Raw genomic sequence first — 25,152 nt, 5'->3', positions numbered from 1 at the left:
TACCCCAGTGGAAGCTTCTAACCGACTGCACAATTGTGTAAGCGATGTACTAGCGATTTCCTGACTGAGCCATACACAAAGGGCCATGAGTTCGTTTGCTTGATACTTACTAGATCGCTGCACAAAGCCAACTTGTTTGGCGATGTCTTGTAGGACTACTGGAGATAGAAAGCGTTGTAATTCTTGTGAGAATAGATGTAATTCTTCAGAAAGCGAGAGGTCCATAAAAAAACGTCATCCTTTTCGAGTATTTTCCTGAAAGAATAACGTTTTTTTCATTTTAGGGGAAACTTGTTTCGTTAGCTTGATGGGCATGTGGCTGTACCCCTATACTTTTTTTGAAGCCCCTCCAGACCATATTGGCGAAATCGTTTTACCCATTTCGCCACCATACTTTCTGTCACTTGATGCTTGCGGGCTACGCCCTTATAAGAATCTTTCCCTTTTAAGTAATCTTGAACGACCTCTAGTTTAGTTTCTAACGTATATTTGGTCATAGAAAAACTGCACCTCCGATTGTTAGACGTGTCTAACAATCGGGGTGCAGTTCAAATTGAGCGCTTTTTTACATTTTAAATTTCCAAACAAGTCCCTGTAGTTGTTCTGCTACTTTTGTTAATGAGTCTGCGGATAAACGAATTTCTTCCATGGCTAGAAGTTGTTCTCCTGAAGCTGCGGCGATTTGTGTTGTACTACTATTCGCTTCTTTTGCAACCTCCCCCATATCGTGAACAGAAGTCGCTGTTTTTTGTGTACTGATAGAAATTTGGTCAGATAGCATGTTCATATATTGGACTCGCTCCGCCGCATGATTAAGTGCAAGTACGATTTGTTCAAACTTCTGTGCAGTTTCATTTGCAATGACAATACCGCTTTCTACCTTTTCTTTTGTATCTTGTACAGCCTCTACAGAAACATGCGTTTCCGTCTGTACTTCTTGAATGATATGACGGATTTGGTCTGCAGATTGTGATGTTTGCTCTGCTAACTTTCGCACTTCTTCTGCAACAATAGCGAATCCTTTCCCAGTCTCTCCGGCACGAGCAGCTTCAATCGCTGCGTTAAGTGCGAGTAAATTGGTTTGTTTTGCAATTTTGGTAATCATATCAATGACGTTCCCAATTTCTTGTGATTTCTGGTTTAATATATGAATGGATGTATCCGTTGCACGTATAGATTCATGAATGAAATTCATTTGTTGAACGGTTTCTGTTACAAATGCTTGTCCTTCCTGTGCTTGTTTCTTTGTCATGGTTGTTACTTGTTCTAATTCTCTTGCACCATCTGCAACCTCCACAACAGCTTGGACAGTTTGTAAAACGGATTGTTCACTCGCAGCTGCGATTTGTGTCTGTTGTTCTGCACCAGAAGAAATCCTCTGCATAGCACCAGCAATTTGCTGTGCACCTTTACTTGTCTCATCAGCACTTGCACCTAATTCTTCTGCCGATGCAGCAACATGATTAGCTGTTTGATGTACAGACGCTAGCACATCACGAATATTGATAATCATTTTAGAGAATGAGCGATGCAGCACGCCAATTTCATCCTGCGTCTTTGTTTCTGGTAGTTGAACTGTCAAGTCTCCATCCGCAATTGCTTTGGAAGTCATAGCGAGTTTGTGCATAGTTTTTGATAAGCGATTTGCTTGATAGGAAACCAATAGTCCTGCTACAAACAATAATACTATAGATGCAATCAGTGCAAACACCCGAGTAAACTGTACCTTATTCTGCAAGATCACTTGTGCCGCATCATAATTTTGTGAAGTAATACGCTTTAGTGTGTATACATCGTTTTGAATACCTTTTACTCGAATAGATTGTACCTTTGCCTCTGTAGCATCTTTAGCTTCAATCAGCTGTGTTGCCTTAGTTGAAAGTATTGTTAGCTTTTTTTCGATTTTCTGCAACTCTTTGTTTTGTTCTTCCATTAAAGTATTTTTCTTTAATACTTGTATACTTTGTGTAACTCTTTCTAAACGGTTTTTTACATCTTCAGCATTTGCTGCTGACGTACTAAAATAGTAATTACTTAATGCTGTTTGCACTGTTAACAATGCTCCATCTAATTTTTCAACTTCCACCAAGTTTTTCACGTCAGAAGAAGTAGTCGCTCGTATATCGTTCATCTGCACAACAATAAAAAAGATAATGCCACAAGCAAACACAAGTGGTAACAACGAGAGTAGCAGCAATTTATTTCGGATTTTCATGTTGCATTCCTCCTATTTTTCATCTACCTGCTTCGTACCGCTTGCAATGTCTTTTGTCGCGTTTTGAAGTGCTGTTTGCTCTGTTTCCGTTAGCGGTAAGATGCGCACTGGTGCAATACCAACACCTTTTTCTTGAATTCCAAATTCCAGATTTTTCTTAGAGACTTTCCCATCATGTTCAAGTTGTTTGGCAACTTCATATATAGCTACATCTATCTTTTTTAACATAGACGATACTACCGCACGTTCTGCTATATAAAATTGATCGCTATCTACGCCGAAGGCATATACATTGCGTTCCTGTGCCGCTTGAATAGATCCTACTCCTGTTAAACCAGCAGCTGGATAAATAAAATCCACACCACTATCAATCATATTGTTAGCAATGCTTTTTCCAACCGTATCGTCACCAAAATTATTGGCATAAGCCACTGTAATTTCAGCATTCGGATTAACGGACATTACACCTTGTTTAAATCCAGCTAAAAACTTATTAATAAGCGGTACGTCCATACCACCAATAAAACCAACTTTGTTTGTTTTCGTTTTCATCCCAGCCAATATACCAATCAGGTATGAACCTTCATTTTCCTTAAAAGTCACACTATGTACATTGGGTAGCTCTGAAACAGCATCTACAAGCAAAAACTGTTGTTTTGGATTCTTTTTAGCTACTTTTTCAATTGGTTCCTGCATTACGAAACCAAGACCGACCACTAGTTCATGATCTTCTTTTACCAGTTCTTCTAATCCTGCTTCATAGCTTTTCGTATCGCTAATCTCACGGTAATCAAAGGCAACACCAAGTTCATCACGCGCACGTTCTAACCCTTTGAACGCAGAGTCCGAAAAAGATTGATCACCAAGTCCTACATCTGACAACATAATGCCGATAGATGGTTTTTGTTCCTGTTTTGTTACCCTTGTTTCCGAACAGCCAAATAAAGTAACTGTACACATTGCAACAATAAGTGATTTTTTTTTCAATATCCCCACTCCCTTTTAAAACAAACAATGATATGCATAGGTGCATATCATTGTTGTAAATCTGATATCTCAAAATTACTCCTTATATATCTTTATATATAAAATAACATACATTTTTGTTTTTTCAATTGTTTTTTTATTAAATAGTTTTTTTATAATTTTGTGGTAATTATGTTTATTTATGATGGTTTGGTATTTATCCATCAAGGTAAAGACTCCAGCGTCTTTGTTTAGCGTAAGATGGAGTCCTGACGGCAAAACGGGGATTGTATACGTTAAGACAGATAATATAAATTTCCATAACTAAAAACATTCGAATAGCATTATTTTAGTGATTTGTTTTTATTTTAGCTTTTGGATACACAAAAAACAGCCTTAGAACCGCTAGAAGAACAGCTTATGAAAACTGCCAAAACGAACATTTTTGATTGAAACCATTCTAATGGTAAGAGAATTATGACTTTATATTCCAGTAAATGGCTTAGCGTATAATATATGCGTTTTACCATCGGGACCCCAATACGAGATAAAATCTCCAAAATAAAAAAACGAGCAAATGCTCGGTTTTTTATTCGACTTTATTTCCATCTTCAACAATGTGATACATCAAATGCGCTAAATGATGCACTGGTCCATAATGGTCGTCATCTTCTTCATCAGCTTCGTCATTGAATTCTAAATCATTTAAATACAGAGCCGTGAATTGATAAAAGTCTTTGAGTTCAAAGGAATAGCAAGCTGTTGGATCTTCATTGTCTTCCTCATAATGTAAAACGAGGTATGATTCTTTGCCTAAGCTATCTTGTGCATCAAAATATACAAAGAAACCCACATTTGTGTCTAGTTCAAACAAATGACGTGTCCCGCCTTCGGTTACTTTATGAAAATCTTCTTCTGTCAGCTTTTGGACATTCATTGCTTGCACTTGATCATCTTTGTGAAAATGAACGGTAAATGTTTTCATGTTGTCACCTCCATAATATGTACATATCTAGCATAAACCAAAACTCATGATTTCACACGCAATTTCACCTAAACTACAGGATAAATGACCAGAATAAATAATTTATGTTGTTATGATGAGGTGCATATGAGAGGAAATCCTTCTCGAAATAAGCTATAATAGATGTATTCGATAGATTAGAGGTGTTGATATGGATGTTAAAATTACTGAAAAAGCAAAAGCGGCATTTCACGCACTTCGTGATAGAGCTATAGTTCGTGTGCATATTACACCAGGCGGCGGTTGTAGTGCAATTGTCAATTTAGATCTAGTATGGGATGAGTTAGTTCCAGAGGAGGTTGTATATGAGGAAGACCTCCTATACATTCAAATGAACACCTATGCAAAAGAATATATCGGTGACACACTGACCATTGACTATGGAACAGGTTTCCGTTTATACACACCAAACGAAACATTAGGATACGGATTATCTGTACAAAAAGTAAAACCAGTCCCAAATGAGTATTGTTAAACCGCTTCTTTCCTAATAATGACATGGGAACAGACAAAGATAAAAGGTGTCCTCGGGACACCTTTTATCTTTGTTGTTTTGCTTCTTGCAAAAAACGAGATAACGCATCTCTCTTAAGTTGTACATGCTCTTCTTTATCACGCAAGGACTCGATATACAACTGTAATGGTAATTTCGCTGATTGCCGAAACAACGCCTCTTCTGCTAGTTCTTGTAGCGACTTGGGAATATGTTTAATACGGCGATTGAATTGCCATTCCAAGTCTTCACCTACATAGCCCTGTTTATGTAAATCTTCCCTTAACCATGTTTGTAGTAATAACTCTCCCAACGTCTCACTCCCTTGCTTTTTGCTGTAAAACAAACCGTTCATCTTCTACCAAACGGTAAGCATGATGATGCTTTAATAAGCGCTCCGCTTCTGCGAATGTCTTAACGGTTGTGCATGATTTCTCATGACGAATACACCAACTTCCTTCGACTATTTTATATTATATACATTTTCTTCACTGTCCGCACGTAACAGTTCTACTTGAAATGCTGGTATTACATATGTATGATACGCTTTTTCTATCAACGAACAACCAGCAGCCTTTGCATGTCCCTTGCCGCCTATATTTAATATAGCAATGTAGTCTATATGAGGATGTTCCTTACCAAGAATATCTCCTAACTCAGAATGGTAAGACTCTGCATGAACAACACCAACACAGTGTTCTGTATGAGTGAAAGATAAGTTTCTTACTCAAACACATTGTAATATTTTAGAATTTTGCTACTATTAAGAAGTATATCAACAAAAGGAGGAATACACATGCGCAATCTACAAAAAACACTACTCAACGAAGAAGGAGGAGTGGACGCTTAATTACACTGAGCTAAACGCTCCTGCTTCTTTCAAAACGGTTTCCTTATTTTGAAGCAGGAGGATTTATATGAAGCAACATACATTAGCATCTCATAATATTAACGTTTTATTTTGGGTGGTTTTTTTTGGAAGTATCAGCTTTATCGCACCAGTTATGACCCTCTTCTACATGAAAAATGGCTTGAACGAATCTCATATTCTATGGCTGCTTATGTGCTGGAGTGGCTCTGTGCTAGTAAGCGAAGTCCCTACCGGTGTGTATGCGGATCGCTTTGGACCGAAGATTTCCTTTCTAACTGGTTCTGCTTTGCGCTTTAGCAGTGTAACATTGTTATTATTCGCAGATCAGTCTTGGGTGTTTTATGCAAGTGCCATTTTAAATGGAATGTCTGTTACCTTTTTCTCAGGTGCGGACGAAGCGCTCATTTACGAATCCTTGAAAATCTCAGGAGAAGAAAATTTGATGGACCGTGCTATGGGTAAAATTCAGTCCGCAAACTTTGCAACGATGATTGTATCTGTTATTATCGGCGCTTATGTCGCTAGAGATTTACAAGCAGAACAATTCACTTTATTAATTGCGCTTGGCTTGTGCTTTCAATTTGTAGAGTTTTTATTGCTATTTGCTATAAAAAAACCACCGCGTCATTCGTATCGTGATAATCCATTTCATCAAGTGCGTGAAGGAATTAAGGCAATTCGCCGTGCGCCCCAGTTGTTCATCATGTTTTTGAACGTCTCACTTGTATTTATACCTGCTGGTGCGGTATTCAACAACTTTGATCAGCCACTTCTTAAAGGCGCTGGTGTTCCTGTTGCAATGATTGGGGTCGTGTACGCACTTGCCGCTTTACTTGGCTTTTTTGCATCTCGTTCTATAGGATGGATGGTAAGTAAAGTTTCAAAACGATCATGGATGTATATCACTGGTATTATGGCTATCATCGGTTTACTCCTATCAGCCTTTTTCGGAGAATCACTATATATCGTATTAGGTGCTGTGTTTATGCTTCGATTTGTACGCGCCATTCGCTATCCTATCTATTCACAGCTCAGCAACGATTTAATTCCATCACATATCCGAGCAACAACCATTTCACTTTTATCGATTGTTGACTCTGTGCTGGATTTAATTATTTTTAGTTCGCTATCTGCTGTGGCAGTCTTTGGAGCGAGCTATCTGTATCTTGGATGTGCTATAATTGCGGCGATTGGAACTTGCTTACCGATTCCAAAAAAAGTAAAATGAAACTTTTTTAAACTATGAAAATAGACTCCTAGCAATAGGAGTCTATTTCTGAGTTATTGGATAATGCGAACAGCTGCAACACCAGGGAGATTTTTGATTTTTGTAGCAATGCTTTCTTTAATGTGCGCATCCACACCATTATCAATATCAATGATTGTGTACGCATAAGAACCTTTGCTGCGATTAATCATGTCTGCGATATTGATGTGATGTTCTGCTAAAAAGGCTGTCATCTGTCCTACCATATTTGGTACATTTTTATGTGCAACTGTAATTCGTTTTTGTCCAAAATACGGCAATTCTACGTTAGGGAAATTAACAGAATTGCGAATATTGCCTGTTTCTAAGTAAGTTTTCAATTGCCGCGCTGCCATAATGGCACAATTTTCTTCTGACTCATATGTCGATGCACCTAAGTGCGGAATTGGAATTACATTTTTCATACCAAGAACCGTGTTGTTTGGAAAATCTGTTACATAATTTGCTACAATACCGCTTTCTAGTGCATCTCGTAAGTCTTCTTCTTGTACAAGCTCACCACGGGAAAAGTTAAAGATACGTACCCCTTTCTTCATGGAACGAAACGCATGGGCGTTCAGTAGCCCTCTTGTTTGTTCTACCAGCGGAACATGGATGGTAATATAATCGCAGGTTGCAAAAATTTGCTCTAGGTTCACTGCACGTTGCACTTGTCTAGATAATCTCCATGCAGTCTCTACAGACACATATGGATCGTACCCGATAACTTCCATCTCCAAAGCAAGTGCATCGTTTGCTACAAGAGCGCCAATTGCCCCCAAACCGATAATACCAAGACGCTTGCCGCGAATTTCATTTCCTACATATTCTTTTTTCCCTGCTTCTACAAGCTCAGGCACAATATCACCGTATCCATAAAGCGATTTGGCCCAGCTGATACCATCCCATAAATTACGAGAAGCAAGTAATAAACTCGCTAATACCATTTCTTTAACCGCGTTCGCGTTTGCACCCGGTGTGTTAAATACAACAATTCCTTTCTCTGTACAAGCTTCGACTGGTATATTATTCACGCCGGCGCCCGCACGTGCAATTGCTTTGACACTAGCGGGCAGTTCCATCGTATGCATCGGAAAGCTGCGTAGTAAAATGCCATCTGCTTCTCCCTCTGTAATCATTTTATACTGATTTCCAAAAACATCCAACCCACACTGCACAATATTGTTTAACGTTTGAATGGTATACACAATAATGCCTCCTAACGATAATTTTTCTCAAATGTTTTCATATAAGAAACCAGCTGTTCCACGCCTTCGATCGGCATAGCATTATAGATGCTAGCACGCATACCACCGACTGAACGATGACCTTTTAGCGTTTCTAGACCTTGTGCTTTCGCTCCTTGTAAAAAGGCAGCGTCCAGTTCAGCTGTAGGTGTCATGAACGGGATGTTCATGATTGAACGATAATCTGATAAAACAGGGCTGGAGAACAACTTGGACTCATCTAAGAAGTCATACAACAAAGCTGCTTTTTTACGATTTTTTTCTTCCATTGCTTCTACACCACCTTGTTGCTTAAGCCATTCAAATACCAATTTCGCCATATAAATGCTGTAAGTAGCTGGTGTATTGTAAAGAGAACTATGTTTGACATGTGTGCTGTAATTAAGCATAGTTGGGCATTCTTTTTGCGCATGACCAATTAAATCTTCACGAATAATGACAACTGTTAATCCTGCCGGTCCAATGTTTTTTTGAGCACCTGCATATATGACGCCAAATTTAGACACATCATATACTTGTGATAAAATATTGGAAGACATATCCGCTACTAGCGGAACAGACCCTGTATCAGGAAGCTTTGTAAATACGGTTCCTTCAATGGTATTGTTGGTTGTGATATGTACATAATCCGCTTCTGGGCGCAGGTCATGCACATCCGGTATATATGTGAAGTTTTGATTTTCTGAGGAAGACGCCACATGCACATGTCCATATTTACGAGCTTCTGCAATCGCTTTTTTAGACCAAGAGCCTGTATGTATGTAATCAGCTGTACCTGCTTTAAATAGATTGAGAGGCACCATCGAAAATTGAAGGGATGCACCGCCCTGTACAAATAACACTTGGTACGTATCAGGTATGTTCATCAATTCTCGTAAAAGTGCCTCTGCTTGTGCAATAATCTCACTGAATGCGCTGGAGCGATGGCTCATTTCTAATACAGACATCCCCGTGCCGCGATAATCTAAAAACTCTTGTTGTGCTTTCTCTAAAACAGCAAGCGGCAACATAGATGGACCTGCAGAAAAATTATACACTCGACCCATAGTATCCCCTCCGAATTCACTCTCTTTTTTAAACTTTCTGAATTATACTCCTACTTTCAGCACATGGTCAATGGATTCCCTCTAAATAAGCCAACAAGCGTTGGAACCGTTTGCAAACGCAAAACTTGCAGAGCAAGAAAGAAAACTTTTTGGATTATACGGATTTAAGAAGGAAGTACAAGTATACATGAATTTTTTATTACAACACACGTAAAAAGAGTGCCAAACATTGTTTGGCACTCAAGGAATAAGTAAAATGATGGCTATTTACTGAAAAAACGATCATAGATTTGATACAATGCAGAGAGACCAACGAGCCAATACACTGTGTCAACAAGTGCGGGAACAGAACCAAATACCTCTTCCACCAAATTGAAATCCAAAGCCACGAACAACCAGTTGAGTCCACCGACAATCAACAAAATTGTAGTGAGATACGATAGGAATTTCATGATGTCCCTCCAGGCGGATAGTTTTTGAAAGGCCTTTCTGTAATACTATATGCCTGGAAATTACAAACTTTCTTATATGTACAAAATTTATTTTTGAATTTGAAGCTTTCCTTCAAACACAATTTTCCTACCCCATACCTCTGGTACAGATTTCCCATCTTTCATCACTTCTCGAAAAACAGGCTCTTCTGTGCGGCGCGAAGGTACGTAGCCTTCTGCTTCCATTCTTGCCAAACAATCCGAAATTGTTTCCTCCGGTAGCACTTCAAACTTCTTTTTAGACACTTGTTTTGTCATCTTCTCACCTACTTTCTTTTAGTATCATTGTATCCTACATCTTAAGTAATGATTATTTTTAGAAAATTCATTCAAACAGTTGCTTTTCTAAAATAATTAGATGATAATCTAATTAGATATTTGTCTAATGAAAGGAGATTTTGTTATTTGCAGTTAAATCGTTTGGTTCAATTTCATAAAGTAATGAGTGATCCCACCCGAATTCGTATTCTTGTCTTACTTTCTAAAGGGTCTAAGCATGGACAAACATTGGCAGGTATACTAGGACTTACTCCTCCTGCCGTATCTCATCACATGTCAAAACTACGCGAATTAAATCTTGTAGGTGAACATCGGGACAAGAACACTGTATATTTTCATGTAAACAAGTCGATTTTGGAGCACTATGCTTCTGGTCTAATAGATATACTACAACAGGAGGAAGATGTAATGAAATATAACGCGGAGCATCAAAAAATCGTAGACAATTTCTCACTGAAAGACGGGCGCTTGAAAACAATTCCAGCGCAGCGGAAAAAGAAGCTTATCCTTTTGCATCATATAGCTAAAGGGTTAAAACGTGGCAAAGTGTATGAGGAGAAAGAAATTAATGAATACATTAAACAGTACCATGATGATTATGCGACCATCCGCCGTGAATTCATTATAAACCAAATCATGTACCGTGAAAAAGGTAGATACGAGCTAAATCCAGAGGAATTGTGGCAAAAACCATGAGAAGGCCGGCAATTATATGCCGGCCTAAAAATTTTCTATTCGCTTCTTATTAATGGGGCTCTCTTGACGTCTTGTACGTGTGATATAAATCAAACAGACAGCACCGAGTAGTAAAGAAATACTAATGTAAAAACTAATACCTGTTAAATATTCAATAAAAATACCGCCAAATATAGGACCTGTAATACTTCCAAGGCTAAAAGCAATTCCGCACAATATGTTTCCTGCCGGAAGGAGATATTTTGGTAATGTGTCTGTCATAAATCCAAGTCCCATCGAAAAGGTTGATCCGACCACCATACCAGCAAGAAAAACGCAAAGCAATTGTAACCAGTAGTGTTGTTCACCTGCAGCTGCCAACATAAACAGCAGTGCACCAACTCCAAACACCCATGTTAAAACTGTCCTTCTTCCTATTGTATCACTTAATACCCCAAGCGGAATTTGCGTTAGAATACCCCCGATAGAAAAAACAGGTAGTAAAAAAGAGATTTGCTCGATTGTTAATCCGTTACGCAGTCCGTATACAGGTAGGTTGCTGTTAAGCATTGCTTCTAGTAAACCATAAACGAACGGTGCCAATAACGCTAGCCAACTTAGCTGCAACACTTTTTTATACCGAATAACAGATGAACCTTTTTTTTCTGCCATTTCCTGCTCAGGAAAGGTATTTTGCGTAGGAATCATCAATAACCAACCGATTAAACACAAAACGGTCGAAATCATAAACGGTGTCGCTAGTCCGTACGATACTGTGCTCGCTAAATACGGACCAATCGCAAATCCAGCACTAAAGGATACGCCATAAATAGATACATTTCTACCAACGCGGTGTGGGTCAGAAGATGTGGTAATCCATGTTTGTGTTCCAACATGAAGCATATGATCTCCCACACCAACTATAAATCGAAGTGCAAACCAAATCCAAAATGAGAAGGTTTGGGTAAAGAAGAAAAGAGACGTAACAACCATAAATCCCCCAAGCATAATGACGGGTTTCATGCCAAATCGCTGCATGGGCTTTTCTAAAAATGGCGAAATAACCAAAATACCGATGTATAATGCAGTAGCATGCAAACCGTTCACGCTGGAGCTTACACCTTTTGCCTCAAAAATCATTGCGATGGCAGGCAACAGCATGCCTTGAGACAATCCTGAAATTGCCACAATGCTTACCATCATCCAAAATGTATACGTTTTATTCAAATATGCTCACTCCCACATGCGAAATCAACAGCTTTCATTATACATCTGAACACAAAAGGAAAACCAGCATTTTCGCTGGTTTTCCTTTTTCTTATGTGTCTATGGACATTACGCTATAAAATTACGAATATGTGCAACAAGCTCGTCTAGGCAGTCGACAAGCGGTGAATGACCACAGTTTTCAAGAACAACAAATTTTGAATGAGGAATGGCTTCATGAATGCCCTCCGCCATTGTCATCGGCACAACATAATCACGATCACCCTGTATAATTAAAACAGGGGCTTTAATGTTAGAAACTGCTCCACTTCCCTCAACAACGCCGTTATGTTGATGAGAAATATTGAATGTCACTAAACTGTAATTCACATCTACAAGGTTTCTCTGCGTAAGCATATCGGCAAGATACGCCTCGTATTGTTCTGGAGCAGGCTGTTTTTGGGTATAAATGACCATATTCCAAAGCGTGCGATAGAAGTTTGTATCTTTATGTTGTAAGGCTTGCAGGACAGGCGCCACTTGAATAGGGTCAGCGGCAATTTCATCTTTGGTCTTTAAAAATTCTCCAATGAGCGGTGCGCCGTTCTCATCCTTTTTAAATATTGGATAACCAGAAATACCGACTGATTCAATCAACACTATCGATTTTACAACTTCAGGATAGGTTGCTGCAAATTGCATAGCCACACCGCCGCCGGTAGACCAACCGACAAGTGTAAATGAAGACAAGCCCATTTCATCTGTAAACAGCTTTACATCATCTGCAAAATCCTGAAGGGAGTTAATTTCATTGTTGTATGTAGAAAAACCAAATCCGCGTAAATCAACAGCGTACACTTTATAGTCTGTAAGCTCGTTCATGACAACATCCCAATGCCTGGACGATGTCATATTGCCATGAATCAATATGATTACTTCATTACCAGAACCGCTCTCCCGATACGCCATTGTTTCTCCATTAGAAAGCACAACTGATTTTACTGCCAATTCGACCGTCATTTCTCCACACCCCTTTTGTAAACGCTTCGAAAACATCATACCACACTATAATAATAAACTGAATATTTTAATTATTTTTACACTTATAAAATCAGCTACTCTTTCTCATACTACAAAAGTACTTTAAAATAAGGAGGAAATAACGATGCAAAAAAATGCAAGAGGTCATGTACAAGATTCCTGCACAGCGCTAAATGAGGCTATGTCTTGCCTACAAAACGCATTGCAAACAGTTGAAAAAGCTGATAATCGCAGTCGTATTGAACAATCTTTACATTCTGTCCAAAGCGCATTGAAAGAATGTGACAGTACTGCACAAATTCTAGCGCAAGAGTAAAAGCACCCATCTTGGGTGTTTTTTTTCAAAAAAGACTTCACCAACTAACTATTGAAACTAAACGATGTCTGAAAAGTGTATACGCGTTTGTGTAACAAAAAAGGCACTCCCCTAAAGGAGTGCAATGGAGGCAAACTATGTAGTCGCGACCCTACATCCTCACTATATGAGACAACATTTCCCCTTATTCTGTATAAATCATTTTTTTCGTCATCCCCCCATCAATTATGATATTTTCACCATTAATGAAGTCATTTTTTTCATCTGTTAAAAATAAGCACGCATTTACAATATCCTCAGGTCTTCCAACCCGTAAAGAAGGATGCTGTTCATGGTCTTGATTGGTGAGTGCCTCATAATGGTCTGTTTGAATCCATCCAGGACTAATACTATTCACGGTAATATGTTCTTTACTTAATGATATGGCTAGGGCATGTGTCAGCGCGACAATACCGCCTTTAGAAGCAGCATACGCCTCGGAATGCGGTTCTGACATAAACGCACGTGTGGAAGCGATATTAACGATGCGGCCGTAAGAAGTTCCTTGGTTTTGCTTAGCAAAAGCTTGTGCGGCAAATACCATTCCTCGTAAGTTAACGTTTAGCACTTCGTCCCACTCTTCCACTGTTAACGTGAAAAACGATTTAAACTTACTGAGACCAGCATTATTAATCAGAATTTGTACGTTTCCATGCTCACGAGAAACTTCTTCAAACATGTGCTGTATATGCTGCACATGTTGCAAATCAATTGGATAAAAGAAGACCTTATACCCCTGATTTTGGTATACCGTTGCCAATTTTTCACCTTGTACTTTATCAACATCTGCCATAATAACGGTTGCGCCTGCCTCGCCATAGGCTGCTGTAATACTTTTTCCAATTCCATTTGCACCGCCGGTTACAAGTACTATTTTGTTTTTATAATTCATATTTTTCTCCTTTATTTACGGTAATTGATATTTATTGTTGGTGATGGAACGAAATACATGATATCCGCTTACAGAAACACCAATTGTGCCAGCACCCGGAAAAATAGTATCACCGCAGAGCCAAAGTCCTGGAATTCCCGTGCGATGGGACACGCTTTGAAACAAGGCATGCTTTGTACTTTGCGGAAATCCACCTACACCTGCTCTTCCTACAAATCGTTCCCAAGCGCGCGGCGCCCCTGTAATGATCTTTATTATTCCCTCGTGAAGCTGTGGGAAAACACATTGTATATTTTCAAGCATTTTTTCTGTCATATAGCTTTTTCTTTTATCGTACGCATCTTTTGTCTCCCATTTTGATAAATCAATGTGCGTAGAAACAGTAAGAGTTCGTGTACCGCTCGGGGCTCGCTTTCGATCATCAGGATGTGAAAGCGATAAAAATAAGTGTTCTCCTTCAGACATCCCTTTTCCTGTAAGGACCTGTTGAAACAAAGGCGTATGAGGAAGAATAACCTCCTCTTTAATAGCCAGGTACAGTGTAAACGCTCCCCACTGCATAGTGGTTACTTTGTTATGAAACGAACTTGGCAGTTTGCTCATAATAGTAGGCGCTAGAAATTGCTGTAGGTTTCCGATGGGTACATTACAAATTACATGTTGCGCTTTGTACATGTCACCGCGGTGATCTCTTACCGTCCACCCTTCTTCTGTTTTCTCTACGGCAACGACCTTTCTTCCCAATTTTGTGTTTCCATTATGTTCTGTAATACATTGTGCCAAAGAATATGCTACTTGGAATAAACCGCCTTCCACGTAAAATGCACCTTCATGATAAATATCAAGTGCAAGACACCCTAATAGCAGCGAACAAGTTTCATTCGTTGCCTGCATACTATCAATGATTTGTGCATCAATAAGATGAACAAAGTCTGCAACATCTGCTAAACCATGTTTGTGAAGAAGTGTAGATAGTGTCTGATTGAAATATGGCAGTAGCCGCGGAGATGTAATAGATAACGAACGAAATAACATGAACCACTCTTTAAAAGTTGTTGGTGGTAACACAGGCAATGGTTTCATGAGCTTACGAATCTCGCTAGCAATGTCATATACATCTTGATAAAAAGCTCTTAGGTTACTGCCATATGAAGGAAACACCTTTTGTAACTCTGTTACATGTTGGTTACGATTACGGTGAAAAATAAACGTTTGATCAGGCATATGAATATACATAACCTTTTCTAACAACAAACTCTTTACTGAAATGTCTAGAAAACGCAAAATGCGATCGTGTATTCCTCCATTTTCAAACCCCATACCAAGTGTGGCACCAACAGCAAACGTATAGGGACCGCGCTTAAATTTCCCAGCACACCCGCCCCATTCTCTTGATGCTTCTAATACAGTTACGTCATAACCGACTTTCGCTAGTAATGCACCGGCTGTTAAACCACCAATCCCGCCGCCAATTACAATTACGGATTGTGCCATACATATCACCTCGCTTTTGCTTTAGTATAGCAAGGCAAGGCATCCTTTTTCCTGTTTTGTATTTTATTAATTTATATTTTATAATAAATACGGTAAATGAAATTTAATATTGTCGTGTAAAAAAAAGCATGCTAGGGCATGCCTCTCTCACTTTTTTATTGGTTTTTCAAGACCATATAGCTCTTCTTCTATGTTTTGTATACGTTCCGAAATAAGTTTTTGCGCGTCTTGTACCGCTTCATTGTACATATACGGACCTGTTTCTTTCATCATGTAGTCCAAAAAGGCTTCCGCCTCTAAATTTCCAATTCTCTCCCATCCCTGCTCAGAAAAGTATTCTTGTATCTTTGTTGCAATATTCATTTTTTCTTCGCGTGTCATCATATAAGCTTCCTCCTATTCTAATAACCCATACTTCCCTTTAAAACGTGTTAGTATTTTGATCCACTGCCTTCCAAATACAGCTAAGAAAAAAGCATTAGAGGCCGCATGCGCTAGATCAAAATAAAAACTTGTGACATAAGTCAATAATAACGTTTGCCAAGTTAGCTCACCTAGAAACGTGATAAACACTGAGATATTTGTGAACCACCCAAACACAAACCCAGCTATAATACCAAACATAATACGACCAATGTGCTTTTGCATAAACGTGTAATTTCGCAGCATACCTGCGATAAGCCCCATTAAACCCCAACCACACATTTGCCACAGTGTCCACGGTCCTTGTCCTAAAAAGAGATTAGATACAAGTGCCGCCGTCGCACCAATTAAAAAGCCAGCTTCTCCCCCCAGTACTAGAGCAGACACAATAATCACAAATGAAGTTGGCTGTATGCTAGGTAAAACAGAAAACGGTACACGGCTCACTGCCGCAATCGCTGCCAAAACAGCAATGAACACAATCTCTCTCGATGCGAACGCCTTTTTCTCAAAACGAATGTAAAAAGGAAGCATTGTTACAGTTAAAATTAAAATACTCACCCATAAAAAATGTCTTGCATTCACAAATGATAAATAAGCCAGTGCTCCTACCATTGTGAGACATACACCTATGATTGCAGCATTGTGCTTGGACATGTATGCACCACATCCTCCCATATTAATGCCTGTGGTAATTGCTTCCGAACAAGTCGATTAATTGCTGTTGTGTAAAAGAAGTTTTCACTAAAAAATTGTTGCGGCGTATGCTCAGAAATGATTTGTCCATCAAACAACATCACGCAGCAATCTGTGTACTTTGCGGCAAACTCCACATCGTGTGTTGCCATCATGATGGTTGTTCCTTCATTTTGCAACTGACTCAGCTGTTTGGCAAGCTCTTCCTTCTTCTCTGGATCTAAACCTTTCGTCGGTTCATCTAAAATAAGAAGTTTTGGCCGTTGTAGTAACACACTGCAAATTGCAAGCAATTGCTGTTCACCGCCACTGCAATCATGCGGATGACGACGCTTTGTTCCTTCTATATGAAAACGAGACAACAATGCAGTGACAACCTCTTCGGGCTGTTTATAACCAAGTTCTTGCGCTTGTAAGAACAGCTCTTCCCACACGGTATCCTGTGTAAAATGATAAGAAGGCTGTTGCGATACGTAACCGATTTGTGCATCTGTTTTGTGAAGCTGCTTTCCTTCCCACAACAGCTTCCCGCGCCTAATGCTACGCAATCCTGCTAGTACGGTAAGAAGTGTTGACTTACCAGTCCCGTTTTTACCAACAAGACTTACCCATTCTCCTTTTTGAATGGCGAGAGATAAGTTTTGCAAAATAAGCGCACCGTTCTTTTCGTATTGAAAATAAATGCCTTTTGCTTCTAGTAACACATTACGTTTCTTCCTTTCGTATACAGAAGACTGTACGGGTGTTAGATTTGGTAAGATTCGTTGTCCATCACGTACCGTCAGGGGTGGCACTGTCACTCCCCATTCTAAAAACAAACGCGGAATTTGTGGCAAATATAGCCGAAGCTCATTGCGTTCCCATAAATATGCCATCACTTCTACAGGAGGGGCATCGTATAAAACACTTCCACTCTCCATAAATACAAGACGATCGGCAAGAGGTAATACATCATCCAGTCGATGCTCACTCATTATAATTGTTATACCAAGTTCTTCATGAATACGTTTCAGTAAAGTTAAAAACTCTTTTGCGGCGATCGGATCAAGCTGTGCTGTGGGTTCATCCAGCAACAGCAACCTTGGTTGCAGAATAAGAACCGCAGCTAAATTAACAAGTTGCTTTTGCCCGCCAGACAGTGTATGGACAGAACGATGTAGCAAATCCTGAAAGCCCAAAAAGCTAATTAACTCAGCAATCCGCTTTTGAATTGTACTCGTATCATATCCCAGATTTTCTAATGAAAATGCCAACTCTTGTATGACTGTATCCATCACCAATTGATTTTCTGGATTTTGAAACACCATACCAATTTCTTGTGCAGATTGCATAGGTGACAATTCCTGCACATGTTGCCCTTCATACAACACTTCTCCACTGCATCGACCAATTGGCTGCAACTCCTTCTTTAAGTGTCGCAACAATGTGGTTTTTCCCGAACCGGAACGCCCCGCTAATACAACAAATTGCCCCTTTGGAATCGCTAGCGACACAGAAGACAACGCCGGCTTAGTTTCATTTGGATATTGAAAAGTGAGATTTTTTATTTCTGCATACGCCACCATAGCCACTCCCTTCCTTCTATAACTAACGGTATACTCACATACAACATGCACAGCATGTACGAAAGGATACCCATACCACGTAACATAAGCGATGGTAGCTTTGGATAAATTACTAAAACGCCGATTCCTTGAGACGCAAGGATTACAGCGCCAAGAAAGAGTCCTAATAAAACTGCAAAAAGCCCATAATCTCTATTGCTCATCCTGTAACGAATGTATGTACTTCGCTTTGTTGTGCCAAAGCCTCTGGCGCTCATTGAGTCAGCAGTTTGCAGGGCCTCTTCCAAAGAACATACAAGAAGCACCGATAAAAGCTTCATCCCCTGCGACGCCTTCGCTTTTATACCAACTCCCTTATGCTTATGCACGAGTTGAATTTGTCCAAGACGTCTCATAAACAGGGGCACAAATCGAATCGCAATCATTGTTAAAAGCGCTACTTTTGGGGAAACACGAGAAAATAGATATAAAAATTTATGACTCGACACAATTGCCTGATACGATACAAAAGCAAAGGACACCGCCAAAAATGACAGTGCCATTGTATAGCCATACGTAATCGCCTCAAGTGTAACGGGATTATCTTGTACATAAAATAAAATCGTACTGCCGCGATGCGTAAACAGCGGATTCATCACTGCGATAAAAACCGCAAGCACAAATGAACTGAGCAAGAAAGGTTTCATCGTGGTACCGTGTATATAATTTAATAAGGATAAAAGCAACACCATACTTAGTAAAATAAAAGGATGCAAAAGTGTCATTGCTAACACCATAACTCCTATATAATAAGAAAATAAAACAGCAGGATGAAATTTCGCAAATGCGCTTCTCATGGATTTTCTCCGTCCACGGTATATACCCATTCAATCACATCGCCAGTTTTTACTGCTGTTTTGCCAGCACCGGTTTTCGCATGTACGCCATTTCGCTTGTAAATCCAACCACTCAACGGCCCCTTATCTTTTTCGTATAAGTTGTCTATGCCTTCTACATAAATCGAAGCACCGGTACCGCTATACTCCATTTGAATTCCTTTTTTCTTCACAGTTCGTGCTAAAACTGAAAATACTGTATCACCATTTTCCAGTTCCACTTCTGTTTTTCCTAAAATGGTCTTACCAGCACCGCGAATGCTTAAAAATACGCTTTCCGCTTGTTTCACCGGTTCCGCTGGTTTTGGCGGCGGTGGCGCTAGAGTTGATGGTGTAGATGGCACCGGAGCACTAGATGGCGGCGGGCTTACAGGTTCAGGTTCGGGTTTGGGGGCTTTCGGTTTGACTGCTTCTTGTACCGGCGTATTACTTTGTTTACTTTCTTGTTTTGGCTCTTCAGGCTTTGTTTCCTCTGTTGGCTGTACCTGTTGTTCCGTTGGTTGCTCCTGTACCTTAGGTTTTTCTTGTTCACTCACCTTCGGCTTTTCCTGCTTTATGTCTGTTTTCGTTTCCTCTGTTCCGTTACACCCAACCAAAACAACAAATAAACCAAGTGTTATCATCCATTTGTACATAATATCACATCCTTTAAAAAGCAAGCAGGGGCATATACGCCCCCGTCTCATTATATGATTCTTCTCCAAACTAGAACTGCTGTCATAATCAATACAAATCCTGCAGCTAAGCTGGACCAAAATACTGTGTCAAACAGGGCTGTATCAGGAAGCGTTTGTTTGACTTTCTCTTTTACTGGTTCTGCCGTTTTCATTTCGCTTGGTACAGGTTTGTTGACTGTTTCTGTTGGTACTGAAATTTCTGGTGTTTCTGGCACAGGTGGTTGAGACGGCTCTGGTATTGTTGGCTCATTCGGTGTTTCTGGGGTGTTGATTGGTTCACTGCTCCAATCAAAAATCGAGCCCTTTTCTTGTACAAAGTATGTGTATTGTACCAAAGCATATAGTGCCTGCTCAGATGAAAGAGCATCGCTTGCTTCACTTGTATGTTGCCATTTAAATCCACCGTCTGTTTGTTGAAAGGTGACGAGATTTTCAATGACATTCGCTTCTTTCGTCCACTCTGCATCTGTAGGGTTAATCCCCATAATGGATAAAGCTGTCAACACCAATGCAGTACTGTTGGCATTTTGATCAAAGCCACCATCTATACCTTGCATACTTTGCAAAAGTTTTAATGTTTTTTCTTGCGCTTTTGCTACTTCCGGCTTCTCACTATATGGTGCCAATGCAATTAGCATCATACTGTTTGTATCCGCATCTGTGCCCCATCCACCTTCCGCTCGTTGCTGTGATAAGATTGCATCTACAAGCTTCTCGCGGCTCCAAAATGCGCCAGCAGGAATATCATACTTTCTACTATCTAGTGCCAATAACGCAGCGCTGTAAGCATAAACATCAGCAAGTGTTTGGTCATTGTATAACTTCTCAACTAAATTTTGATTTACAAACTTTGTAGGGTCGCTTCCAACTGCATTAATTGCCAAAATTGTTTTTGCTAATTTGCCGCCTTGCATTCTTTTATTTTGTACATTGTCTTTCAATTGCTCTATGTAACTCGCTTTTACATCATTAGAGATTACTGCACCTGAGCGCAACAACCCAATTGCTTCCCACTCAGAATTGATACCGTCTCTTAATAGATAGGCAGCCGCATCGGCAATCGCTTTATTTGTATCTACTTCCTTTGGTGTAGTTCCTGGGTCTGGTGTTGTAGGGGGTTCCTTAACTGGCTCTAGTAAACTCAGATCACATTCGCTGATTTTTTTTAACTGCTCCTTCAATGTATCAGTAGGCATTGCATTCCAATCTTCGATAAAGCGCATGGCAATAATATCACCATTCTTTACTTGATACCCCCCTACTCCTACCATCGCCATTTCGTTATTTGTTTCCAGCGCCCAATAGCTTTGCTTATACTTCTCACCAGCAACAAGACCATCAATACCTGTCAGGTATAACATGTCTCCTGTGCCACTGTACACTAGCTTATTAGGAAATGCCTCATTCAATACATCAAATGCTGTTGCACCTTCGTTAAACTCTACCTTCTTTGGACATAAAATTGCTCCGCGCTCTGAGTCCCCAACAACAACAAGCGTTGCTGTACGTTCCTCAGCGAATACCACGCCAATATTTGCAAACGTCGACAACACCATACATACGGTGAGAACGAATGCAGCAAGCCACTTCTTCATATCTACTTCCCCCTTCATTTTTGAGTCCAATAAAAAAAGCCCACTACGGGCGTGCGCAAGCGTGTATGTACTTACACAACACCTCCCTATTCCTCGTAGGATTTCGGTGCATCGTGCATAGGCAGGTCTCCTGGCTTGTGCGTCTTCAATTTTGTGCGCCTTCCCGCATAACAGTGGCTTATGCACAAAATCTCTTCACTTACAGTGGCGGGACCGCGTCGGATTTACACCGACTTCCCTTTTAAACATAGCGAGCGCTCGCTCACTATGCACCTATACTCGTCACAATATTCGAAATTATGATACTATTCTACTACAGAAATATGATTCTGTCGACAACATTTCGCAGTATCCCTTTAAAAGTTGTAACACATATAGGCAGGAATAGCTATATAAATCCGTTTAAAATTTTGTATACTGATACATGAAAGGTGTTGATACATATGGTGAGTAAAACCATCGCATGTCGGCTGCTAGATACGAAGAAAATTGCGTATACACTCCATGAATACGAATGGGATGAAAATAATTTAGATGCCAAGCATGTGGCGCATTTAGTAGGTATGCCTTATGAACAAGTGTTTAAAACACTTGTTCTAAAAGGAGACAAAACAGGTATTATCATGACATGCATTCCTGCTAATAGCCAGTTGAATATGAAAGCACTAGCATCCATCAGTGGCAACAAAAAGGTAGAAATGGTGCCGGTAAAAGACATACAGAGTCTAACCGGTTACATTCGTGGCGGTGTTTCCCCGCTTGGTGTTAAGAAAAGATATCCCTTGTATGTTGACAAGTCAGCTTCTGCATATGATACCATCAGCATTAGTGCAGGTAAACGCGGCGTGCAGATCTTCTTAAGCGGCACGGACCTCATACAGGCAACAGAAGCTAAAACAGGAGATTTAACGTAAAAAAGATGCTAGTTAGCATCTTTTTTACGTTATCATTGTACGTTATCTAAGATATTCTCTGCATCCACTTGTAAAGCCCTGACTATAATTACATTTACAATACCATATACAAACAGCAACACAAAAAATGTCATCCAAATTCCCGCGTGTAATATGAAATACAATACGAGTACAATACCTACTGTTGCTGCGGCAATCAGGAAATTTACGAGCAAGTTCCATAGTAGCGTGTAACGACCTTTAAACAATTTTTGCTCATTTTCCCAGTGTACATCTGCTGTTTTTGCATCCCATCTCACACCAATCATATTGGTGAGCCATAAGCCGTTTAAACATAAAACAAACCAAAGCGTCACGAATAATAGAGACACCTTTACGAGTGCAACCATCACAATGCCGAATAATGCTAAAATACTAACACTGACGAGCCACGATGCAAAAATTTTAGCAAATAAAATAGTTTGGGGTGCAATAGGCAAATAACGATTTACAAACCAACTGCTACCATCTCTAGAAAAAGAGGTTGTTGCAGTCATGTTGGAGCTTAATAAAAACATACCAGCACAAAAGGCAACACCAAGAGCTAAACCGGCTTGATCAGGGTTTGTGACAATTCGTTTCATCCATTCTATACTACCGTTTTGTTGAAAAAACGCAAAGAAAAAAATGATTGGTGTCGTTAACCCCTGAATGACGCAATTTAAAAAGAAGGCCGGTGTGCGCATTAACATACGCAACTCCTTTTTTACATATGTTAACCATTTAGATGTTTGCTTTACCTGTTTTTCATACGCAGCGGTACCTACTTTTTTACGCTTCGCCACACCTCCGGAAAGACCAATAACTCCCTTTAAATAATACGTTTGTGCAGTTACATAGAATAGGATAAAGGCCATCATTGAAATAACTATAAATATAAGCACATATAAAAGCCCCATGGCAGTGTTATATTGTGACAGCCCCGTCGCTGCGAAATATGTGGTAGGAAAATACGTCGTCATACTTACTAATATCTCACCACTTCCACCAGTCAACAAGTTCTCCACCTGCTCTTGTGAAGCGCTACGATTATTCCATTGCATAAACACATTAATACCTACTACAAAAAGAATTGAAAACAGCCCCACAATAAGGCGACCGCGGTCTTTGTTTTTGGAAAGGTTTGTAAAGCGCATCAATACCATAAGCAGCAGTGAGATAAGTACAAGTGGAATGATTGGAAAAGTCGCATAAATAACAACACTATACAAGTAGTACACTATGCCTGCTCCGCTTAATACGCCGTATATGACAAGAATCGGAATAACAAAGAACGAAGATAGCACATACTGCGTCAGCAACACTGTCAAAAACTTAGCTGTAACGATTTGTGAGGGCTGAAGCGGTAGTGGCAATAGATTTTCAATATCGTCTTCGTAATAAAACACTGTTAAGACGGAGGTGACACTCGTAAGAAATACCCAAATACTTGCAACAGCGAGTCCGATACCAAGTAACGCTTTTTGTTGTCCATACTGTGCAAACACACCATAAACGCCATATGACATTGTACCAAAGAAGATAAAGCCAACGCCCAACAGCATAACATATGAAAATAAATAGAGCGCAACTTTCTTTTTACTTGCAAACCACTCCGCATAACTCATTTTCAATAATACGTTTGTAAGTCGCCATATCTTATGCATGGTCAGTCATCTCCAAGAACATCTTTTCAAGTGATGCATCAGACTTAAAATGATCACGCATTTCTTGCAGATTACCACAAAACTGTAAATTCCCTTTGTTAATAATACCAACTCGATCACAAAGCTTTTCAGCAACCTCTAGCACATGTGTCGAAAAGAAAACTGTCTTTTCTTTATCCGCGTGCTCTCGCATCATCTGCTTCAATATGTATGCGGACTTTGGGTCTAATCCAGTTAACGGCTCATCTAAAATCCATACATCCGGCTCATGTAGCAGTACACCTATCATAATAATTTTTTGCCGCATACCATGTGAGTAAGTTTGAATTTGATCACCAAGTACATCAGATAAATCAAACTGTTTAGCCAACATTTCAATGCGATTTAAACGTAGCTTGCTCGGCACCTCATACATATCACCCATAAAATTTAGATACTCCATACCCTTTAGGCGTAAAAATAAATCGGGACTATCCGGTACATAGCCAAAGGTTTTCTTCGCAGCAAGCGGCTCCTCTTGAATGTTTTTCCCATTAATGAAGATAGCCCCCCTATCCGGTGCATGAATACCTGTCATCATTTTAATAGTTGTAGATTTTCCGGCACCGTTCGGGCCAAGGAAACCAAAAATTTGTCCACTCGGAATGGTTAAATTCAGATCTCTCACTGCATACGAAGCACCTCCATAACTCTTTGAAACATTATGAATCTCAATCATGTTGCTTCACATCCCTTCTATGCATCTATAAAACATATAATAATATATATAGGAAAAAATTGTAATGTTTTTTATTATCAAATATACTCTTTATCGGTTTACACTTATAAAAAATGAACTCTATTAAAATGATTAATTCAGTTTTGTATCACATTTATTTTACACCATTTTTCATAACACTCTTCTTCAAGCACAATAGAGGAGGATTGCCCTCACATCATTAAAAATAAGGCTCTGTTAAAGCATGTTGTTGATTTCCGTTATGGGGGGACGCTTTCCATAGGCGGTCAGGAAGCCTCCTGCAGTGCTATACGCCTGCGGAGTCTCAGTTTAACTCGCTTTTCCCGCAGAAGTCTCACCCCCTTCACTCCCCTCAACGAGTGCAAATGATCACCATTAGGCTTTAACACAGCCAAAAATAAAAAGAGCAAAAAAGTAGTTCTTTTTACGTTGTGACGTTAAA

At 39.7% G+C, this 25,152-nt stretch carries 27 protein-coding genes, 1 pseudogene and 1 riboswitch; of the genes and pseudogenes, 5 read left to right on the top strand and 23 right to left on the bottom strand.

Annotated features, from left to right (window positions below; genetic code table 11):
• The 5 genes and pseudogenes from EEJ45_RS02430 to EEJ45_RS02410 all read right to left on the bottom strand — a co-directional run.
• Window positions 1–225: pseudogene (locus tag EEJ45_RS02430) on the bottom strand (IS4 family transposase); the annotation flags it as partial.
• 74 nt (window positions 226–299) lie between these two features.
• Complete coding sequence (locus EEJ45_RS02425; protein ID WP_124563174.1) at window positions 300–497, bottom strand: helix-turn-helix domain-containing protein; 198 nt, start codon at window positions 495–497, stop codon at window positions 300–302.
• A 68-nt stretch (window positions 498–565) separates the two neighbouring features.
• On the bottom strand, window positions 566–2,215 hold the full coding sequence (locus EEJ45_RS02420) for a methyl-accepting chemotaxis protein (RefSeq protein ID WP_124563173.1): 1,650 nt from the start codon (window positions 2,213–2,215) through the stop codon (window positions 566–568).
• A 12-nt stretch (window positions 2,216–2,227) separates the two neighbouring features.
• Entirely contained in the window at window positions 2,228–3,211 is a 984-nt protein-coding gene (locus EEJ45_RS02415) for a BMP family lipoprotein (protein WP_245999810.1), read from the bottom strand.
• Between the two features lie 559 nt (window positions 3,212–3,770).
• Window positions 3,771–4,166 (bottom strand): cytosolic protein, encoded by a 396-nt coding sequence (locus tag EEJ45_RS02410; RefSeq protein WP_124563171.1) that lies wholly within the window; start codon window positions 4,164–4,166, stop codon window positions 3,771–3,773.
• A gap of 190 nt (window positions 4,167–4,356) precedes the next feature.
• On the opposite strand from EEJ45_RS02410, the gene EEJ45_RS02405 reads away from it, so the two are divergent.
• Window positions 4,357–4,680 carry an iron-sulfur cluster biosynthesis family protein gene (locus EEJ45_RS02405; RefSeq protein ID WP_124563170.1) on the top strand — a complete coding sequence of 108 codons (324 nt, stop codon included), beginning with the start codon at window positions 4,357–4,359 and terminating at the stop codon, window positions 4,678–4,680.
• Between the two features lie 64 nt (window positions 4,681–4,744).
• Here EEJ45_RS02405 and EEJ45_RS02400 read toward each other — a convergent pair whose 3' ends face one another.
• Window positions 4,745–5,011: a hypothetical protein gene (locus EEJ45_RS02400; RefSeq protein WP_124563169.1), complete on the bottom strand. Its 267-nt coding sequence runs from the start codon at window positions 5,009–5,011 to the stop codon at window positions 4,745–4,747.
• 4 nt (window positions 5,012–5,015) lie between these two features.
• Window positions 5,016–5,144, bottom strand: a complete 129-nt coding sequence (locus tag EEJ45_RS19160) for a hypothetical protein (RefSeq protein WP_465251910.1) — start codon at window positions 5,142–5,144, stop codon at window positions 5,016–5,018.
• Window positions 5,145–5,615: 471 nt separating this feature from the next.
• Between EEJ45_RS19160 and EEJ45_RS02395 the strand changes: the two genes are divergently transcribed.
• Entirely contained in the window at window positions 5,616–6,797 is a 1,182-nt protein-coding gene (locus EEJ45_RS02395) for an MFS transporter (RefSeq protein WP_124563168.1), read from the top strand.
• Between the two features lie 53 nt (window positions 6,798–6,850).
• Here EEJ45_RS02395 and EEJ45_RS02390 read toward each other — a convergent pair whose 3' ends face one another.
• The 4 genes from EEJ45_RS02390 to EEJ45_RS02375 form a co-directional block, all read right to left on the bottom strand.
• Window positions 6,851–8,023 carry a phosphoglycerate dehydrogenase gene (locus tag EEJ45_RS02390; protein ID WP_124563167.1) on the bottom strand — a complete coding sequence of 391 codons (1,173 nt, stop codon included), beginning with the start codon at window positions 8,021–8,023 and terminating at the stop codon, window positions 6,851–6,853.
• A gap of 11 nt (window positions 8,024–8,034) precedes the next feature.
• Window positions 8,035–9,108: a 3-phosphoserine/phosphohydroxythreonine transaminase gene (serC, locus tag EEJ45_RS02385; protein ID WP_124563166.1), complete on the bottom strand. Its 1,074-nt coding sequence runs from the start codon at window positions 9,106–9,108 to the stop codon at window positions 8,035–8,037.
• A 263-nt stretch (window positions 9,109–9,371) separates the two neighbouring features.
• Entirely contained in the window at window positions 9,372–9,560 is a 189-nt protein-coding gene (locus tag EEJ45_RS02380; protein ID WP_124563165.1) for a DUF378 domain-containing protein, read from the bottom strand.
• 87 nt (window positions 9,561–9,647) lie between these two features.
• A complete protein-coding gene (locus EEJ45_RS02375; RefSeq protein WP_124563164.1) occupies window positions 9,648–9,857 on the bottom strand; it encodes an NETI motif-containing protein in 210 nt (69 codons plus the stop codon).
• Between the two features lie 147 nt (window positions 9,858–10,004).
• On the opposite strand from EEJ45_RS02375, the gene EEJ45_RS02370 reads away from it, so the two are divergent.
• Complete coding sequence (locus EEJ45_RS02370; RefSeq protein WP_124563163.1) at window positions 10,005–10,574, top strand: DUF2087 domain-containing protein; 570 nt, start codon at window positions 10,005–10,007, stop codon at window positions 10,572–10,574.
• A 24-nt stretch (window positions 10,575–10,598) separates the two neighbouring features.
• Here the strand turns inward: EEJ45_RS02370 and EEJ45_RS02365 are convergent, their stop codons facing one another.
• Window positions 10,599–11,780 (bottom strand): MFS transporter, encoded by a 1,182-nt coding sequence (locus tag EEJ45_RS02365; protein WP_124563162.1) that lies wholly within the window; start codon window positions 11,778–11,780, stop codon window positions 10,599–10,601.
• Window positions 11,781–11,888: 108 nt separating this feature from the next.
• The gene (phaZ, locus tag EEJ45_RS02360; RefSeq protein ID WP_124563161.1) at window positions 11,889–12,779 is read right to left on the bottom strand and encodes an intracellular short-chain-length polyhydroxyalkanoate depolymerase; all 891 of its coding nucleotides are present in this window, start codon (window positions 12,777–12,779) and stop codon (window positions 11,889–11,891) included.
• A gap of 145 nt (window positions 12,780–12,924) precedes the next feature.
• On the opposite strand from phaZ, the gene EEJ45_RS02355 reads away from it, so the two are divergent.
• A complete protein-coding gene (locus EEJ45_RS02355) occupies window positions 12,925–13,116 on the top strand; it encodes a hypothetical protein (RefSeq protein WP_124563160.1) in 192 nt (63 codons plus the stop codon).
• Between the two features lie 184 nt (window positions 13,117–13,300).
• Here the strand turns inward: EEJ45_RS02355 and EEJ45_RS02350 are convergent, their stop codons facing one another.
• The 8 genes from EEJ45_RS02350 to EEJ45_RS02315 form a co-directional block, all read right to left on the bottom strand.
• Window positions 13,301–14,047: an SDR family NAD(P)-dependent oxidoreductase gene (locus EEJ45_RS02350; RefSeq protein WP_124563159.1), complete on the bottom strand. Its 747-nt coding sequence runs from the start codon at window positions 14,045–14,047 to the stop codon at window positions 13,301–13,303.
• Window positions 14,048–14,062: 15 nt separating this feature from the next.
• Window positions 14,063–15,541, bottom strand: coding sequence for an FAD-dependent oxidoreductase (locus EEJ45_RS02345; RefSeq protein ID WP_124563158.1), 1,479 nt, complete (start codon window positions 15,539–15,541; stop codon window positions 14,063–14,065).
• Between the two features lie 147 nt (window positions 15,542–15,688).
• A complete protein-coding gene (locus EEJ45_RS02340; protein ID WP_124563157.1) occupies window positions 15,689–15,925 on the bottom strand; it encodes a DUF2164 domain-containing protein in 237 nt (78 codons plus the stop codon).
• A 12-nt stretch (window positions 15,926–15,937) separates the two neighbouring features.
• Window positions 15,938–16,621 (bottom strand): ECF transporter S component, encoded by a 684-nt coding sequence (locus EEJ45_RS02335; RefSeq protein ID WP_124563156.1) that lies wholly within the window; start codon window positions 16,619–16,621, stop codon window positions 15,938–15,940.
• On the bottom strand, window positions 16,594–18,231 hold the full coding sequence (locus tag EEJ45_RS02330) for an ABC transporter ATP-binding protein (protein ID WP_187695340.1): 1,638 nt from the start codon (window positions 18,229–18,231) through the stop codon (window positions 16,594–16,596). Before EEJ45_RS02330 ends, EEJ45_RS02335 begins: the two co-directional genes overlap by 28 nt.
• On the bottom strand, window positions 18,204–19,061 hold the full coding sequence (locus EEJ45_RS02325; RefSeq protein ID WP_124563155.1) for an energy-coupling factor transporter transmembrane component T: 858 nt from the start codon (window positions 19,059–19,061) through the stop codon (window positions 18,204–18,206). Before EEJ45_RS02325 ends, EEJ45_RS02330 begins: the two co-directional genes overlap by 28 nt.
• Window positions 19,058–19,735, bottom strand: a complete 678-nt coding sequence (locus EEJ45_RS02320) for a DUF4430 domain-containing protein (protein WP_164464177.1) — start codon at window positions 19,733–19,735, stop codon at window positions 19,058–19,060. Before EEJ45_RS02320 ends, EEJ45_RS02325 begins: the two co-directional genes overlap by 4 nt.
• A gap of 50 nt (window positions 19,736–19,785) precedes the next feature.
• The gene (locus EEJ45_RS02315) at window positions 19,786–21,372 is read right to left on the bottom strand and encodes a DUF4430 domain-containing protein (protein ID WP_164464176.1); all 1,587 of its coding nucleotides are present in this window, start codon (window positions 21,370–21,372) and stop codon (window positions 19,786–19,788) included.
• A 103-nt stretch (window positions 21,373–21,475) separates the two neighbouring features.
• A riboswitch (cobalamin riboswitch) is annotated at window positions 21,476–21,664 on the bottom strand.
• 151 nt (window positions 21,665–21,815) lie between these two features.
• On the opposite strand from EEJ45_RS02315, the gene ybaK reads away from it, so the two are divergent.
• Window positions 21,816–22,286 carry a Cys-tRNA(Pro) deacylase gene (gene ybaK, locus EEJ45_RS02310; RefSeq protein ID WP_124563152.1) on the top strand — a complete coding sequence of 157 codons (471 nt, stop codon included), beginning with the start codon at window positions 21,816–21,818 and terminating at the stop codon, window positions 22,284–22,286.
• Window positions 22,287–22,318: 32 nt separating this feature from the next.
• On the opposite strand, the gene EEJ45_RS02305 is transcribed toward ybaK, so the two are convergent.
• Window positions 22,319–23,971 (bottom strand): putative ABC transporter permease subunit, encoded by a 1,653-nt coding sequence (locus tag EEJ45_RS02305; RefSeq protein ID WP_124563151.1) that lies wholly within the window; start codon window positions 23,969–23,971, stop codon window positions 22,319–22,321.
• A complete protein-coding gene (locus tag EEJ45_RS02300; RefSeq protein WP_124563150.1) occupies window positions 23,964–24,689 on the bottom strand; it encodes an ABC transporter ATP-binding protein in 726 nt (241 codons plus the stop codon). Before EEJ45_RS02300 ends, EEJ45_RS02305 begins: the two co-directional genes overlap by 8 nt.
• Window positions 24,690–25,152: the final 463 nt, after the last annotated feature.

Source organism: Ectobacillus antri (assembly GCF_003852715.1).
Classification (GTDB): domain Bacteria; phylum Bacillota; class Bacilli; order Bacillales; family Bacillaceae_G; genus Ectobacillus; species Ectobacillus antri.
This window is presented reverse-complemented; position numbering and strand designations above follow the sequence as displayed.